We start from the raw sequence: 16,557 nt of genomic DNA, 5'->3' as shown, positions 1-16,557 counted from the left end.
AAAATTTACGAGGTGATTTTTATCAATTTTTTCTTCTAGTTTTAGAAATAGTTAACCCAGCAATCAACAGAATACCCATAAAAACAAAGATCAAATTAGTACTATCTCCTGTATTTGGGAGCGCTATCTGCACTTGATTCTGTTTTGAATACATCTTTGATTGTTTTTCTTCTGCATTGTTTGGTATTTGTTGAGACGATGCGGCAGTTGAATTATGGTCGTTATTCGACACCTCTGGCATTAAACTATTTTCATTGTATACTGGAAGCTCTGGCTTAATTGTGTCTTTCATATATATATATTGAACCGTTTGCCCAATTTCTTCAAATACTCCATTAGCATTAACTGGTTTTTCTTTTAGGGTATAGCCTTCAATTTCTTTAGCAAACGTTTCATACGTAGCGCCAACTTCGCCGGTAATCGTGCCGCTTTCAGCTAATTCATTATTTTCGCTATCCAAATATTGAATTATAATTTTCCCAGTTTTAGCTTCTGGAACTTTCACTATAACCGTTTCTGTTCCTGAGCGATTACCAGATGAATCTTTTGTATAAACGGTTACCTTATAACTGCCCGGTTTGGAAGTATCTACCTTCGTTAAATCCACGTAAATACTCAAATCTTTATCATAATTATCTGTTGCCGTTATTCTAGCGTCACGAATAATTTGTTCCGCTGTTAGTACGCTGTCTTTTTCGACAACTATTTCAAGGTTACCAATTTGGATAACAGGGCTTTCTGTATCCACTATTTTAATAGTAAGTTTCAGCGGATCTGCGGAAGCGCCACTTTTACTTTTTGCCGTTATCGTTACTTCGTATGTTCCAAGTTTGCTTGAATCAACTTCGGAAAAATCCACTTCCATCTTCGGTTCTTCGTCGTAAAGATCTGTAACTTTCGCACCAGATTTAGCAAGAATCGCTTCACTAGTAAGTTCTGTCCCAACCTCAAAAGAAACCTCATTCGCATCAACCGTCACTTGTGGTTTTTGGATATCGTTAATATGCACAACAACAGTAACAGAGTCAGCCTTTAAGTCAAAATCATTTGCGGCTTGTAGTGTAACCACGTAATCGCCTGGCACTTTGAAATCGACTACCTCACTGTAATCACTCGTAATCCTTGCATTTTCTGAAGCAGATGCATGAATATCTTGTAAAAATGTCGCCTCATCCTTCGCATTTACAGGGTCGTACGAAATGCTCTTATCAGCCGTAATTACTGGTAACGCCTTAACGTCCACCGGTTGATTTACAGTTCCGGTATACTTACCTTTAATTGTCGGGCTATTAATCACTTCATCAAATGTATATGAAACCTTTGATACACCTGCTAACTCTTCACTTGCCCATGTAATGCTTTGATTGGAGTAAATTCCGTTGTTAGAAATTGTTTTTGGAGAAGTAATTTGCCCTCCTAGATTTTCAATATTATTCGTTATTACAAAGTTCCCCGCAGCAATCTTTTTTGAGAGTGTAACAGATTGTTTGTCCGCGCTTAACATTGTAAGTTTTGGTACGTTCACTAATTTACTTGACTCTAGCTTATCGATTTTATTATTTCTTACATTAATTGTAGTCAAAAGCGGAAAATCGGTAATTTGAGGTAGCTTAGTGAGTTCATTACTACTGAAATCTAGATTCGTAACATTAGAGAGATTTTCTAAATGTATATCATTACTGTCCAAATAGTTCCCGCTAATATCTATGCTCACTATTTTCGGTAAATTAGTTAATGTAATACTTTCTAATTCGCCCCAATCAATAGTGATACTAGAAGCAATTCTTCCAAAGCCATCTAACTGAGCTAAATTTTTCAAGGTTAGCTTTTTCACTTCTAGTTCATCCGCTGACAAGGTTACTAAACTAGGTTGGTTTTCAACATCTAATTCAGTAATCGCATTACCATTCAAATTTAATGTGCGCAACTCCGGCAATGTGTTCACCAGACTCAAAGTTCCCGTCATTTTATTATTATTTGCACTAATGGACTTTAGAGTTGGTACGTTAAGTAACGGATTTATGGTAGTGAGTTTGTTGGAGTTCACATTAATATTTTCCAACGCCGTTAAATGCTCAATGCCCTCTAAACTCGTGATGTTTTGATTTGTCGCTACTAAGTTAGTGATACTTTGAAGTTCTGCATCTGTTACTTCTGCGTTAATATCTTCTACTCCGCTAATATTTTTAGCAATTACTTTAGCTAAATTAGCATCTGGAAATAGTTCAGTATAAGTTTTTCCGTTTTCAGAAGTTGATTTTAAACTATTTTTAGGAGTATCGTTCTTATTTGTGGTGTTTGAAGGTGTGTTCGTAGCGTCTTCACTAGGTATTGTTGGATTAGGTTCTATCGTTTTCTGCGGAATGGTTTGTGTATTGTCAGTTCCGCTAGATTGCGCGGAATCGGTAGTGGTAGGTTGTTTTGTGTTGCTAGTTACCTTTTCCTTAGTGTTGGTTGTATCTGCACTAGCATACAAACTTGGACTAACTAGGCTAAAACACAAAGCAAGAGAAACAACAACAGGTATTTTTCTCATTTCTTGTTTCCTCCAGGCTGTGATTAATTTAATCTGATAGCTCTATCATAACAGACTAAAACTGAAGAAAAGACTAATTTTAGTAGTTGTTTTAGACGAAAAACACCCTTTATGTGTCTTTTTAGTGAACAAAAAGGGTATTTTCGTATCAAAACGATTTAAAATAGTCTCATTATAATACAAAGGTGTAATCGTTTTTATTTTTATGCACAAAAAAACTAAGTATGTTACTACCTGAGTTTGATAGTTTCATACTTAGCTTATTGGGTTTATTTTATAACTTCAAGCGGTGGTAAAAATACTTTCCCTTCCAATACTTCTTTTTTCGGAACGTATAGACGGAAGTTTAATGAGAATTCTCTTCCAGCCTTACTTGGTAACCAGTTTCCTTGATCCACATCTGCCGGCTTTTCTGACGCGATATAAAGCGTCAAACTGCCATCTTCACTTAGTTTTGGACCTGTGTAGTTATTGATGCAGAATTTGTTTAATTTGTTTGGGATAACGTGATAATCTGGAACACTATATAAGGTAACGGACCAAAAGGCATCTGCCAGTTCTGATGGGAGTTCGTCTGCCGGGAAATGAATTTTATAAACTTTATCGCCAGTTAACAACTCATTATCCGTACCTTTTTGGCCGATGAAATATAGTGCTTCTTGAATAGAATTCGCCCAAATACCGCCGTAATTAATGATTGCTCGTGCTAAAATATCATTTTCAAATGCGCCAGCTACATAAGTAACCGACCATCCGCCTTTTTGTGTACCGAATCCTTTTGCACCATTAGTAAAATATGGGATGGCTTCTTTCACAATTAAGTTTCTCACTTCGGCTTTTTGTTCATCACCAAGTTCAATATAAGCTGCGACTTTTCTTGCTTTATCTTGGAATTCCGCTGCTTTTGGCATTTTATCTGGATAAGTAGCTAGCAGTTCTTCTAAATTGGAATAAATTTCTTCTAATAAGAACTCCGCGTTAGTAAAATGTGGTATTTCTAGTGGTTCTTTAATTTTTATATTATCTGGTGCATCGAATTTGAATGCTTTTTGAAGTTTTACTGCGCCTTCTGGATCGTCTTTTTGTTCTACACGAAGTAGCACTTTCACTTTTTCTGATGGTAATTCGATTTTTACAGCGTCATTTGGAATGGAAGGATTTGTTCCTTTTTTAACGAAAGCAAATTTTCCATGTGGATGCTCTGGGAAATTACGTTCGTTGATATTAGTTACTACTTCACCCCAGCCATCTAAAAGTTGAACCGTATAATATCTATTTTTTATTTCTGGCACTTCTAAAACAACAGCATTTTCGTCATCTACAGCTATCCAGGCTTCTGAATATACAACATCAAAGTTTGGATTTACAAAATTCGCATCTGCTGGTGAAATCGAATTGTGCTTAAGTGTGTTATACGGTATTTTATCTTCTTTTGTATCAAAATTTTCTTGGCGTAAAACGAGATATCGCGACAACAAATAAACATAGGATTCTTTCACAAGCTCACCATTTACTTCTAATTTCGCATTCATTATCAACATAACCACCTTTAATTTAGATTAATTTAAGCATATATCAAACCGGAAGTTATTCTTAGCTTTTTGCAATACCAATCATCGTTCCACCGATAATTACTAAGACTACTCCGATAATGACCAAAATAAGTTCTTTCTTGGTTTTTTTCTCTCCTAAGAAAAGTATTCCTCCAATTGTCGAAATGACAACGCCCATTTGAGAGAGAGAAAAACCTGTAGCGATTCCAACCAGTTTATTTGAGAATAGTAGAGCCAAGTTACCAGTAGCCCACATAACCCCGGGAATCATGTTTAACCAGGTCTGCTTTGTAAAGCGTTTTTCTTCTGACTTAATAGAGAATAATAATCCTGCGACTACCATCCCAATTGCTTGAGGCAAAATCGCGTCCCAACCACTAATATCAAACCAGCGAGTGATAACGACATAACCAACATAACCTACTGATGAAATAAGTAAAGTGATGATTCCTTTTTTCATATTTTGACCGGAATTTTCGTCTTTATGTTGTTGATAACTTGTTAAAAATATCCCGATAATAATTAGGGCTAATGCGGAAAATCCTAGTACTAATTTGGAAGTTGTCCCCCATTCATGAAAGGCGAATACACCAAATAGCGATGTACCTACTAACTGCATTCCGGTTGAAAGCGGCATTGTTTTTGATACGCCTACTTGTGTAAATGCCCGAAACTGATTCATTTGGCCTAAGCTCCAAAATGCCCCAGAAACAAAACTAGCAATAATGATGGTTGCCGTATATTCTGGATTTGTAAAAATAAAAACTCCAATTGCGAAAGCTAGCGCCCCGAATGTCGTACCAATGATTTGTTGCCTCGGTTTACCGCCAATTTTTGAAACAACTAATGGCATAATCCCCCACATTACTGCCGGAATTAATGCTATAATTATGTTCATTTTTATTCCCCCTAATTCTTCTGCTTATGGTCTATACCCTTTTCCTCATGAAATCATTCCTATTTATGTAATTATCTGTTAAAATGAATTAAAATTATCAAGAAGGTGATAAAATGAAATCAACTGGAATGGTAAGGAAAATGGACGAACTTGGTCGTGTGGTTATCCCGATTGAAATAAGAAGAACGATGAATCTAAATGTAAAAGACCCTTTAGAAATTTTTACAGATGAAGATACGATTGTATTGAAAAAGTTTTCATCCGGTTTGGTTTGCGATATTACTGGGGAGTTTTCTGTTGATAATAAAAAATTCGCGGGCGGCAAACTGACGCTCAGTAAAGAAGGCGCTGCGGAATTAATGGCAGAGATTAAACGCCGCTTTGGTGATACCTTATAAAAAAATCATGCACGAGTTCCCTTTTAAGGATTCGCGCATGATTTTTATTTTATTTCATGATAAGCCGAGTAAACTTCTCGTTTGGGTAAATTTCTCGCTTTCATAACGGTTTTAATTGCATCTTTAGAACTGACATTTTCCTGTTCCATTACGGTGCTTACGTGCGTTTTAATATCTAGTTCTTGCCACCAGAGTTGCTCTTCTGAAAGCGGTGGGTTGGTATTTCCTTCGATAATCAAGCAAAATTCTCCGCGAACTTCTTCGTCCATTGTCCAGTTCAGCGCATCTTCTACCGTTCCACGCAAAAATTCTTCAAATCTTTTTGTAAGCTCTCGACATAAGACAATTTTGCGATCATTTCCAGTGATTTTGGCAAGTGCTTTTAAAGTCTCTTTTAAACGGTGTGGTGATTCATATAAAATCCACGTTTCTTCGCGTGCCGCTAACTTTTCAATTGCTTGGGTGCGTTCTTTATTTTGGCGAGGTAGAAATCCATAAAAATAAAACGGCTGTGGTGCAAGACCTGAGGCAATCAGCGCGGTTAAAGCAGCATTGGCTCCTGGTAGTGGAATGACTGGTATATTAGCATTTAGCGCACTTTGAACAAGTTCATATCCCGGGTCAGAAATAGATGGCATCCCCGCATCGCTAACTAATGCTACTACTTCTCCGTCCAACATTCGCTGAATAATATTATCTTCTTTATTTTCCTTCGTAAACTGATGGTAACTCGTCATTCGGGTTGTAATTTCAAAATGATTTAAAAGTTTCACGGTGTTTCGAGTATCTTCTGCTGCAATAATATCCGCTTCTTTCAACATCCGGATTGCGCGAAAAGTCATATCTTCTAAATTACCAATGGGCGTCGGCACTAAATATAATGCTCCTTGAATGGCTCCGCTAAAACTTTTTTGACTTTTTATCATTTTGCTTCCTCCTCCCGCTGTAATAAATAGGCATCTTTATTCTTACGTGATAATTTTTTGAAGGCTGCTTCCGCTTTCGTGGCTTCACTTCTTGTCTCGAATTTTTCAAAATGGATGACTTTTACCGGGCGACGTGTTTTTGTATATTTACATCTAATTCCCGCATTATGTTCTGCTTCTCGGCGAATCACATCTGTTGTATAGCCACCATAATAGGAATTGTCACTACATTTTAGCACATAAAAGAAATGTTCACTCGCTTTTGCCATATAAAATCTCCTTAATTACTGGCGTATATTCCCCCAGCTCGTCATATACGATAACAGGTGGAACATATTTCACGCCAGGTTTTCCGTCTTTGATTCCTTCTACAAGTACCGTATTCGCTTCTCTATCTAAGCGCGGGTGCACGAATTGAATACGTTTGGGTTCCAAGCGATATTTTCTCATTGTATCAATGATGTCTAGTAATCGTTCCGGACGATGGACAAAATTCGCTTTTCCTCCTTGTTTTAAAAGGCTTGCGCCTACACGAATAGTATCCTCTAGCGTGCACATGACTTCATGGCGAGCAATCCGGAAATGTTCATTCGTGTTTTTCAAACTTGTATCCGGAGTCGCAAAATAAGGCGGATTACAAGTGACAATATCTGCGCGCTCTTTTGGAATAAGGTCTGTAATATTTTTTAAATCATATTCCATCATTTCAATTTGCTCTTCCAAATGATTATAAAGGATACTTCTTTTCGCCATATCTGCTAGGCGCTCCTGAATTTCAACGCCAACAATTTTCGCTTTAGTTCGCGTACTAAGTAATAAAGGAATAATCCCATTCCCGCTACACAAATCAATTATTTTTCCCTTTCGAATGGGCAAGTAGCTGAATTTTGCAAGTAAAACCGCATCTATTGAGAAAGAAAATACTGATGGGCTTTGAATAATCCGCAAGTTTTCTGCTAGTAAATAATCGAGCCTTTCATCGCCTATTAGTTTGGTTTTTTCCAAAATGATTCACCTTTTCTAGCAAAAAGCCCTTCTCTTAAATCGAGAAAGGCCCGTCATGTTATTTTTTATTGAGCAAGGATAAGCAAAATAAACAATCTTCATCATTGCCACGCGGGCTGCCGAAATGTACATTGCAAACATGAAATCCTTCCTTGTAAAGTTGGACAAGATTATCATAACCTTCCCCAAGTTCAATCATTTGCTGCATTGCTTCCTTACGATTAGGCGCCATCACACCATGTTCCGCCTCTGTTTCGGCTTTAGGTTCTGGTGTCGCTTCATCAGTCAAAGAAAGTCTACGTCGCAAATGTTCGTTTTCAAGGTTTAATCGGTTATTTTCTTCCAACATTTCGCCTAAGTTTGTCTTTAGATCTCCAAGTTGCTGATACAATTCGCCAATTTGCTCCTCCATATTACTGACTGAGTCAAAAATAGCTTTTTTATCCAATTTTTTCACCTCAAGACTTTGCCGGTTGTTTTAGAAATTCGTTGTATGGGCGTAATTCGTCCAATTCGTATTCTATAACCGTCTCTTCTTCGGGCAAACTCACTTGTAAGATTCTAGAAAGCAAGTTGATTCCCGAAACACGTGCTTCTGCGCCTTCTGGAGTTTTTACTTTTACACCAACATCTGGCATTTCACGTTTAGCTTGCTCATATTCATCGTTCTCATATTTCAGGCAACACATTAATCGTCCACATAAACCGGAAATTTTCGTCGGGTTAAGAGACAGGTTTTGGTCTTTCGCCATTTTGATGGAAACTGGTTCGAAATCACCTAGGAAAGTGGAACAGCAAAGCATGCGACCGCATGGACCAATCCCACCGAGCAATTTCGCTTCATCACGAACACCAATTTGACGAAGTTCGATGCGAGTCCGGAAAACAGATGCTAAATCTTTCACGAGCTCCCGAAAATCAACGCGACCTTCTGCAGTAAAGTAAAAAATGATTTTATTACGATCAAATGTATAATCAACATCAACCAAACTCATTTCAAGTTCGCGCTCGCGGATTTTTTCATCACAGAGTAAAAAGGCTTTCTGACATGAGTCGCCATTCTCGGCAACGCATTTATAGTCTGCTTCTGTTGCGATACGCAGTACTTTCTTAAGTGGTAAAACGACATCTTCTTCGTCCACGTAGCGCGGTTCAATGACTGTTTTACCAAATTCAATTCCTTGTGCATTTTCAACAATAACACCTTGGTTTTCTGTGATTTCCAGTTCGCCAGGTGAGAAATAATATATTTTACCAACGTCTTTAAAACGGACGCCTACAATTTTAAGCATAGCGATTACCTCCCTTGGATTTCCAGAACTAACTGCTCCATTAGAAGTTGCGTGTTCATATTGGAATCCAGTTTTGATTTCGCAGCGAGAATCTTCTCGATTTCCCCTGTGGTTTCGGACAGTGATTTACGCAGCGCATCTTGTCCGAGCATTTCTTTTTGTGCAGTACAAATAGGTTCGTAGTTCTCATCAAGCGTAAGATGAAGTCGGTCACGGTACAGCAGTAACAATAATTCGAGTCCGAGCGCCATCTTATCTTTCTCTTTAAAAAGCGGCATCCATGATTCTTGAATGATAATTAATGGGCTGGTTCCTTGATGATGAATTCCTTCGTATAACTTGATAACAACATTTCTTGCTTCACTAAACCATTCTTCATCTTCAAAAGCCTTCGCTTGCTCTACACTACCAGTAATACTAGCATATATCCGCGCTTTTTGTTCAGAAATACCTGCTGCTGTTAGCGAAGCAAGAAGACTATCAAAAGTCAGTGATTTAAATGTGACCGGTTGCAGTCTTGATTGAATCGTTGGCAAAATTTGCCCGGGATTTGTTGTTAAAAATAATAATAACAAACCGCCTTCTGGTTCTTCTATAAATTTCAGCAGACTATTGGCTGATTGAACAGTCATTTTTTCTGCATCGTAAATGATAACTACTTTTTGGTCTGATTCCATCCCGCGCTTACTAAGTTCTTGCTTCAGCGCGCGAACCTGATCAATTTTAATACTAGCTCCATCTGGCTCTAGCAAATGAACATCCGGATGATTATGACTCGCTATTCTCATGCAATTGGCACACTTCCCACAAGCAAGCTCTGTTTCTGTACTTTCTAAACAAAAAAGGCTCTGAGCTAACCAAAATGCTGTGCGTTTCTTCCCTGTACCACTTGATCCTTCTAATAAATAGCCGTGAGATAATCGATTTTCGCGGACACTTTTTGAAAAAATCTTCATGACCACTGGTTGCATCACTGTAAGTTCATCCTGTAATCCCACAAAAAACTTCCTTTCTATCCATATTGTAATATTATACCATGACCAAGCTTAAATAGCTTCGGAATTTTAACAAAAAAATAACAGCGCCTCTGTGAACTAATATTACAATTTCAATAAATTAATTATTTTTCAGAAATTTAAATGGACAGTACACCGTTTTGAGCATAGAATAAAGAAAAGTAGTTATTATACTTAGACTTAAAGGGGCTGTCTGGTATGAATGAATCAAATGGAAGTATGGAACTATATTTAAGAGAACATACCGAAGAGATTATTAACAACTGGCTATCAAAAATTTATGAAAATACGTACACTAGTTTTGTTTATTCGCCGCAATATAAAGACGAACTGCGCGCTGACAGTGAACAAACAGCAGACTTAATCATTTCTTATTTTGCTGGTAAAAAAGTGTTTTTTGCGAAACTTGATAAATGGCTAGATAACATGTACGCGCGTCGCATGGAAAATGAAGTGCCATTACCTGAAGTTATTACTACCCTAGATAAATTACGCCGTGAATTTGTTACTGCTGTTGGTGATTTTTGTATTCATAATGACGAAGTGTCTAAATATGATTTTTCAGCAAGTATGGCCATGGTTAATCACGGTTTCGACCGGATAAACGAAGCCTTCTCAGCAATGTATTATAATGATATCGTCAAACATTTAGAACAACAACATCGTTTAATAGAAGAAATTAGCACGCCAGTAATTTCGATTACTGACGAATTGGCGATACTTCCACTTATGGGCCGTGTCGATCGTGAAAGAGCAGAAAAGCTATCCGAAATCACGGCAAACAAATGCGTGCACTTAAGCGTGGAACAATTGTGTATTGATTTATCAGGAATCACGTATTTTGATGATGCACTTGGAGAAATGCTTACCAACTTAGTGACGATGCTTAAACTTCTTGGCGTCGAAGCATTTATTTCCGGTATCCAACCAAAAATGGCGCAACAAATTAATCGTGTTGAATTAAACTTATCTATCCCAGCCTATCATTCGTTAAAGGCTGTCTTACAAGATCAAACTAGAACTATATAAGAAAAACCGTAAGCGATGTATTATCGCTTACGGTTTTTTATTTCAACTACCCCATTCTCATCCCTTTAATACATCCGAATCAATTAATCATATATTTCTGTCACCCCTCCATCAGGTTATGTGAATACAAGCTCTTATTAATGATGCGTCTTTTTTAACATTTGCAATGCATATATTTTACTCTTAATAAAAAAACGATAAATCCATGCTTGTACTATATTATTTAGCATTGTACAATAAGAGAAAACAGTTAATCATACGGGAGGACACCATGATAACAACAAAAAAAAATAAAGACATTTGCGCCCTTATTTTTTCAATCATCTCATTTTTTGTACCATTTGGATTAATTATCTCCATTCTAACACTTATCTCTAGTAAACGTTCAATTCGTGTAGAAGCTACATCTATCAATAAAACCACTAAAGTATTATCTATTATCAGTATCATATGCTCTATTTTGATAATTGTTTCTGCTATCGTGGGAGTTATTACCTTTTTTAGTTCAAAAAATAATTTAATGTAAAAAAGAAGCCCTTTGTATGGGCTTCTTTTTTGTATTTAACTTAATTTTGCGTAAGCGTTATATCTTGCTCCTCCAGAAGTACCTTCCACATGAAGTGTAACAGTACCTAGCTGGATAACTTGGCTTTTACTAAACAAACTATAATGGAATCGTGATGTTGTTTTAGCTCTATTATTTGCAATCCATGCACTTTTTTCTATGCGACTAGTTTTTACAGCAGGATTAAGATTTTTATCAACGTAACCTGATGAAGAAACTATTTTTTTCACTGTCCCTCCACTAGTAGTATATTTCACCGCTACTACATATCTAGTCATTTCTATTTTGAAAAATTTCATAGAATAGGTATACGAAGCATTCCGAGTCTTAGTTACAGCTGCCTGCAATAAGTTTCTGGTAAACACAGGTGTATCTGTAGTAACTTCTTCTAACACAATATCTTTATTATTTTCATCCTCTAATGCTGCTTGCATCGCTTCCGGATTGCTCAAATAATAAAAGAATTTTTCTTGATTTTCTTTACTTAAATTTTCCACTTGTTCTTCTATCTTTTTAACATCTTTTTCGATACCTTCTTCTGTTGCATTTTCAACTCCATTTTCATTGGCTGTACTTAAAGTATAATCCTCCAAATATTCTTTTAAACTTTCCATATCATCTACAATATTCTGTTCAGGACCCTTTGTCGTATCAGCCTTCGCAAATGTTGTAGGTTGAGCAATAACTAAAATTACTACCATGATAAATAAAAACACTTTTAAACTTTTTTTCATGTCTGCACTCCTTCTCTGAATGTATATTTGATCATTCACTGACCAAAAAAATTGTAACATGGCAAACTAATGTATAACCAAAAATGTAATGAAATGCCTGATTCTTGTCATGAACGAATAAAAGTAAAACTTATTTAGGTTATTTACTACACAATATGTGTAGTAATGTGTTTTTAGTGATACAAAACAACACATTGAAGGTGATTATTCGTAATTTATGCACTTTATTTTTTATGGTTCACAAAAAGTACATATTTTGCGCTTATACAACTATTTATATATGTTATTATCATATTTTCCTTTAATTATTTATCATTTTTCATATCAACCCATTGAATAAAACTGCATGTTTATTCACTCGAGCTTATTTAGAATGACTTGCAGCAAATTTATGAATAGTAATTAGCACTATAGATTTAGAAAGTACCTATCCAACCAAAAATGGCGCAACAAATTAATCGTGTCGAATTAAATTTATCTATCCCAGCCTATCATTCGTTAAAGGCTGTTTTGCAAGATCAAACTAGAACTGTATAAGAAAAACCGTAAGCGATTGTATTATCGCTTACGGTTTTTTGATTATTTTCTTCTAAGTGCAATTAGTCCACTCGCTGAAATGGCTACAAGTAGTATTCCCCATCCATTAACAAGTGGTGTATCACCTGTTTTTGGTAAAGTGGTTTGTTTGCTATCTGCGCTTATTATTTTATCTGGTTTTTCCGGTTGTTGTGGCGTTTTTGGTGGCTCAGGCACTTTTGGTATTTCTGGTTTTTTCGTATTCTCTTTTGTTACGGTTACGTTTAGTGCCTCTGTGCTGATTTTAAATTTGACTGGGGTAGCATCTAAAATATATCCTGTTGGCGCTTTTGTTTCGACAAATTGATACTCACCTGGAAGTAAATCTGTCACCGTTAGTTTGCCCATTTTATCTGTTTTAAGGTTTGGTTGTAGTGTGTTGCCATCTTTATCTTGTAGTTCAAATTCGGCATCAGCTAGTAGGTTTTGTGTGTCGTGATCGATTTTTTCTAGTGAAACGGATCCTTTGATGGCAGAATTTTCTTTGGATAGGAATAATGATTGGTGCGCGTCATCAATTGTGAATTCTACTGGAGACGCATCGAGCACATATCCTTGTGGCGCTTTTGTCTCGATCAGCTGGTATGTGTCATATTTCAGATTTGAAATAGTTAGTTTACCATCGATATTGGTTTTTAGTCCTGTTTGCACTATAGTTCCTGCTCCGTTGACTAATTTAAACTCGGCACCTTCTAGTGGTTTTTTTTGAGACGAATCATCTGTTTTCGTTAATTCAACAGATCCAGTTGTCCCTTCTCCACCTCCGCCACCACCTGATGTTGGTGTCGCGACTTCGATTTCTTGCTTGATAAAGTTATCTCCTGTTAATTGTCCTTTATTTGTGTAGTTCGGTGATGCTCCGTTATCAGTAGAAGTTGTATAGTATGAAATCTTGACAGAATCTGTTAAATTTCCTAGGTCAACTTTAAATCCTTCTGTTGTTTGAGTAATTGCTGATGATGGTACCTCAGCTCCTGGCGTGAAGTTATCATCCGGGTCAAATTCACCGTGGAATGCTTTGATAGAATTAAAATCGACGACTTGTTTTGGCCCAATAAAGTCTTCATAAACGGCATTTTGAATGTTTTGTTTCGAATAGTTAACTCGAACGACCCACTGGATAAGCTCTGGATGTTCAGCATTAGCCCAGCCGTATTTATATAAACTTTCATCCGGGTCAATTTGATTTTTACCACCAACACCCACATCAATTGTTTCTGTGGTGCCGTTTACCGGGAATTCAACTGGAACATTTTCATTTCCTTCTACTAATGATTTATCCCAATTAGTCCAAAAATCGAGATATCCACTAATATTGGAGTTTTTTTCGACAAAGTCTGTAAATGTAATAACTACTTGCCCAGTCGATTTTTTAGCAACCACATGGCCTACCGTGTTGCCATCGTGATCTTTCAAAGAAAAGTCTAAATCTGTAACTATCTTCAGCTCTGGGGGTAACACAAATTCCATTGTGTCGCCTTCCTTCACATTAGTTGAATTGGGGATTTCCCAAGTATAGTGAACCTTGATGCTATCGTAATAACCGAAATCCGTTTGAGGATTGCCATCTGCGTCTAATAATTCCACAGTTTTCAAAAAATCGGAGCCATAATTAGTTGCTGCTTTAGCAAAGTTAGTCTGAAATATAACGTTTACAAGCAAGATAACGCTAAGAAAGGCTAATCCGAATTTCTTTAGATTAGACGTCATCGTCGTACGTTTCTTCATAAAAACCATCCTTTTCTAGTTACTTTCAACTATAAATTTATTACTAATCCATAGTGATTATACATTAATTTTTCTTAAAAATAGCTCTTGTCCAAGAAAAACTCTGCTAATTGTGAACATTTTGTGACAAACGGCAATCTTAAAAACCTCAATGAAAATCGGCTTAGATAAATATCTAAGCCGATTTGTTTATTTTCGTTTCATCAGAAGACCGCTTAGTGACAAGGCTAAAAAGACTACTCCTAAGCCCACAAAGTCATTTGCATCTCCTGTTTTAGGTAGACTTGGAGTTATGCTTGTTTTGGCTTTTTTTGGACTATCTTCGCTGTTTTCTGATTTATGAGGTATAACTGGTATTTCTGGTTTTACTGGTGGTACAGTAGGTTTGCTTGGTACTGGTGGAGCTGGAGTTGGTGGTACTGGGGTTGGCGGTGTTTGTGTGTTCTCTTTTATTACTTTTACCGGTTGGTCAGTCTCACCAGCGATGATTTCAAAAACAACTGGGGTCGTATCGAGTTCATATCCGATAGGGGCGTTTGTTTCCACAAATTGATATGTCCCTGGAACTAAATCAGTTACTTTTAAAACACCATTTTCATCTGTAGTTAAATCTTTTTGTAACGTATTTCCTTCTTTATTTTGTAATTCGAATGTTGCTCCAGCTAGGGTTGCTTTGGTTAACGAGTCTAGCTTGGTTAGTTCTACAGAGCCAACTTCTAGTACATTTTCTTTGGTTACTTTTACGATTTGGTCTGTCTCAGCTTCGATGATTTCAAAACTTACTGGGCTATTATCTAACTTGTAGCCTGTTGGAGCACTTGTTTCGACAAATTGATAACTACCTGGAACTAAATCAGTTACTTTTAGAACGCCATTTTCATCTGTTTTCAAGTCAGTTTGTAGCGTGTTCCCTTCTTTATCTTGTAATTCGAATGTTGCTCCGGCTAGGGTTGCTTTGGTTTTGGAGTCTAGCTTGGTTAGTTCTACGGAGCCAGTGTTAAGCGTATTTTCTTTTGTCACGGTGATTGCTTTATTGTTTTCGCCAATAGTGAATTCTACTGGTGTTGAATCAAGTTTGTAGCCTGTCGGGGCTTTTGTTTCTATTAATTGGTAAGTGTCAAATTTCAGGTCTGCAATGCTAAGTTGTCCACTCGCATTTGTTGTAATGTTTTCTTGTAGCACAGTGCCTTTTGAATTCACCAACTTGAATTCCGCACCTTCGAGGGTTGCTTTTGTTTTCGCATCTTCTTTCGTAAGTGTTACTGAACCGGTTGTCCCGCCTCCTTCACCTCCACCACCTGATGCTGGTGTCCATGTTGAAGTTTGCTTGGTCACAAAATCAGTACCGGCTAGTTTAGCGGTATTATCGTACTGGGTAGACTTTCCGCCATCTGTTGCGGTTGTTGTATAAGAAATTTGCACAGAATCCGTTAAATCTCCTAGCGCTACACTAAACCCGTCACTTGTTTCGGAAAAATTGGTACTGGAAATAGGCGCGCCTGCTGTAAATATTCGGTCTGCGGAATAAGTTCCATGAAAAGCTTTGATAGAATCAAAATTTAATATTTGTTTTGAGCCGATGATATCCGTGAAAACAGCATTTGGAATGCTCTCTTTAGCGTAATTCACACGAACAACCCAATGAATCAGGCTTGGATTACTAGCATCTACCCAACCATATTTAAAAATCGTTTCTGTCGGACTAACTGGGGTTTTCTCACCAACTTCTATATCTATCGGCGTCGTCCCATTTTCAAGAGGAAATTCTAAATCAACTGTTTCATTTCCAGTAATTACTTTTTGGTTGAAAGTGGTCCAGAAATCCAGTTCTCCTTTAATATCGGAGTGTTTTTCTACATAATCACTGAACACAAGGGTTACTTGATTGGTTTCCCTTTTTACAGTGGCCGTTCCAACTACTTGACCTTTACTATCTTTCAAATCAAAAGCAAGATCGGTTGCAAGCGCCAATTGACTTGGCAGCGTGAAATCCATTGTGTCGCCCGCTTTTACATTTGTTGAATTAGGGATAGACCAAGTGTAATGCACATCCATGTTGTCGTAGTAGCCAAAATTCGTTTGTGGCACACCGTCTTTGTCTAAAAGTTCTACTGTGTTTAAAAACTGAGAACCATAACTTGTTGCTGCTTTCACAACTGTCGTTTGGAAGATTGTGCTAGCGATAATCAAAATACTTAAGAAAGCTAGCCCCACTTTTTTTAAAAAGTTTCCGTTTTTACTCATTACAAATTCATCCTTTACTAATGAAGTTTTGTTATTATCACACATCATATGACAATT

At 37.0% G+C, this 16,557-nt stretch carries 15 protein-coding genes and 1 pseudogene; 4 read left to right on the top strand and 12 right to left on the bottom strand.

Translation table 11 applies throughout. From position 1 onward, the window contains the following. Positions 1–22: 22 nt before the first annotated feature. From HRK21_RS06795 to HRK21_RS06785, 3 genes are all read right to left on the bottom strand, one after another. Complete coding sequence (locus tag HRK21_RS06795; RefSeq protein WP_070006407.1) at positions 23–2,536, bottom strand: LapB repeat-containing protein; 2,514 nt, start codon at positions 2,534–2,536, stop codon at positions 23–25. Between the two features lie 269 nt (positions 2,537–2,805). Beyond that, the gene (locus HRK21_RS06790; RefSeq protein WP_077905701.1) at positions 2,806–4,074 is read right to left on the bottom strand and encodes a DUF1214 domain-containing protein; all 1,269 of its coding nucleotides are present in this window, start codon (positions 4,072–4,074) and stop codon (positions 2,806–2,808) included. Between the two features lie 55 nt (positions 4,075–4,129). Next, complete coding sequence (locus HRK21_RS06785; protein WP_003740168.1) at positions 4,130–4,987, bottom strand: GRP family sugar transporter; 858 nt, start codon at positions 4,985–4,987, stop codon at positions 4,130–4,132. Positions 4,988–5,100: 113 nt separating this feature from the next. Between HRK21_RS06785 and HRK21_RS06780 the strand changes: the two genes are divergently transcribed. Next, on the top strand, positions 5,101–5,385 hold the full coding sequence (locus HRK21_RS06780; protein ID WP_070006406.1) for an AbrB/MazE/SpoVT family DNA-binding domain-containing protein: 285 nt from the start codon (positions 5,101–5,103) through the stop codon (positions 5,383–5,385). Positions 5,386–5,429: 44 nt separating this feature from the next. On the opposite strand, the gene rsmI is transcribed toward HRK21_RS06780, so the two are convergent. From rsmI to holB, 6 genes are read right to left on the bottom strand one after another with little or no spacing between them, the layout of a single operon-like run. Next, positions 5,430–6,311 (bottom strand): 16S rRNA (cytidine(1402)-2'-O)-methyltransferase, encoded by an 882-nt coding sequence (rsmI, locus tag HRK21_RS06775; protein WP_077952741.1) that lies wholly within the window; start codon positions 6,309–6,311, stop codon positions 5,430–5,432. Next, positions 6,308–6,580: a GIY-YIG nuclease family protein gene (locus HRK21_RS06770; RefSeq protein WP_003728905.1), complete on the bottom strand. Its 273-nt coding sequence runs from the start codon at positions 6,578–6,580 to the stop codon at positions 6,308–6,310. Before HRK21_RS06770 ends, rsmI begins: the two co-directional genes overlap by 4 nt. Then, on the bottom strand, positions 6,564–7,316 hold the full coding sequence (locus tag HRK21_RS06765; RefSeq protein ID WP_070006405.1) for a tRNA1(Val) (adenine(37)-N6)-methyltransferase: 753 nt from the start codon (positions 7,314–7,316) through the stop codon (positions 6,564–6,566). Before HRK21_RS06765 ends, HRK21_RS06770 begins: the two co-directional genes overlap by 17 nt. Positions 7,317–7,374: 58 nt before the next feature. Next, a complete protein-coding gene (gene yabA, locus HRK21_RS06760) occupies positions 7,375–7,764 on the bottom strand; it encodes a DNA replication initiation control protein YabA (RefSeq protein WP_003723491.1) in 390 nt (129 codons plus the stop codon). A 10-nt stretch (positions 7,765–7,774) separates the two neighbouring features. Further along, the gene (locus tag HRK21_RS06755) at positions 7,775–8,608 is read right to left on the bottom strand and encodes a PSP1 domain-containing protein (protein ID WP_003723490.1); all 834 of its coding nucleotides are present in this window, start codon (positions 8,606–8,608) and stop codon (positions 7,775–7,777) included. 5 nt (positions 8,609–8,613) lie between these two features. After that, the gene (gene holB, locus HRK21_RS06750) at positions 8,614–9,606 is read right to left on the bottom strand and encodes a DNA polymerase III subunit delta' (RefSeq protein ID WP_069887597.1); all 993 of its coding nucleotides are present in this window, start codon (positions 9,604–9,606) and stop codon (positions 8,614–8,616) included. A 216-nt stretch (positions 9,607–9,822) separates the two neighbouring features. Here holB and HRK21_RS06745 point away from each other — a divergent pair, with 216 nt between their 5' ends. Together HRK21_RS06745 and HRK21_RS06740 are read left to right on the top strand one after the other, a co-directional pair. After that, the gene (locus tag HRK21_RS06745) at positions 9,823–10,653 is read left to right on the top strand and encodes an STAS domain-containing protein (RefSeq protein WP_070006404.1); all 831 of its coding nucleotides are present in this window, start codon (positions 9,823–9,825) and stop codon (positions 10,651–10,653) included. Positions 10,654–10,924: 271 nt separating this feature from the next. Beyond that, positions 10,925–11,179, top strand: coding sequence for a hypothetical protein (locus HRK21_RS06740; protein WP_070006403.1), 255 nt, complete (start codon positions 10,925–10,927; stop codon positions 11,177–11,179). 35 nt (positions 11,180–11,214) lie between these two features. Here HRK21_RS06740 and HRK21_RS06735 read toward each other — a convergent pair whose 3' ends face one another. After that, positions 11,215–11,952: a hypothetical protein gene (locus HRK21_RS06735; protein ID WP_223276783.1), complete on the bottom strand. Its 738-nt coding sequence runs from the start codon at positions 11,950–11,952 to the stop codon at positions 11,215–11,217. A gap of 429 nt (positions 11,953–12,381) precedes the next feature. Here HRK21_RS06735 and HRK21_RS06730 point away from each other — a divergent pair. Then, positions 12,382–12,489 (top strand): annotated as a pseudogene (locus tag HRK21_RS06730) (STAS domain-containing protein); the annotation flags it as partial. A gap of 42 nt (positions 12,490–12,531) precedes the next feature. On the opposite strand, the gene HRK21_RS06725 reads toward HRK21_RS06730, so the two are convergent. Both HRK21_RS06725 and HRK21_RS06720 read right to left on the bottom strand, forming a co-directional pair. Continuing rightward, positions 12,532–14,256, bottom strand: coding sequence for a SpaA isopeptide-forming pilin-related protein (locus HRK21_RS06725; protein WP_070006401.1), 1,725 nt, complete (start codon positions 14,254–14,256; stop codon positions 12,532–12,534). A gap of 189 nt (positions 14,257–14,445) precedes the next feature. Then, complete coding sequence (locus tag HRK21_RS06720; protein WP_070006400.1) at positions 14,446–16,500, bottom strand: SpaA isopeptide-forming pilin-related protein; 2,055 nt, start codon at positions 16,498–16,500, stop codon at positions 14,446–14,448. Positions 16,501–16,557 lie beyond the last annotated feature (57 nt).

It is taken from the genome of Listeria monocytogenes, from assembly GCF_013282665.1.
Classification (GTDB): Bacteria; Bacillota; Bacilli; order Lactobacillales; family Listeriaceae; genus Listeria; species Listeria monocytogenes_C.
Note: the sequence above shows the minus strand (reverse complement) of the source record. Positions and strands in the feature narration are given on the sequence as shown.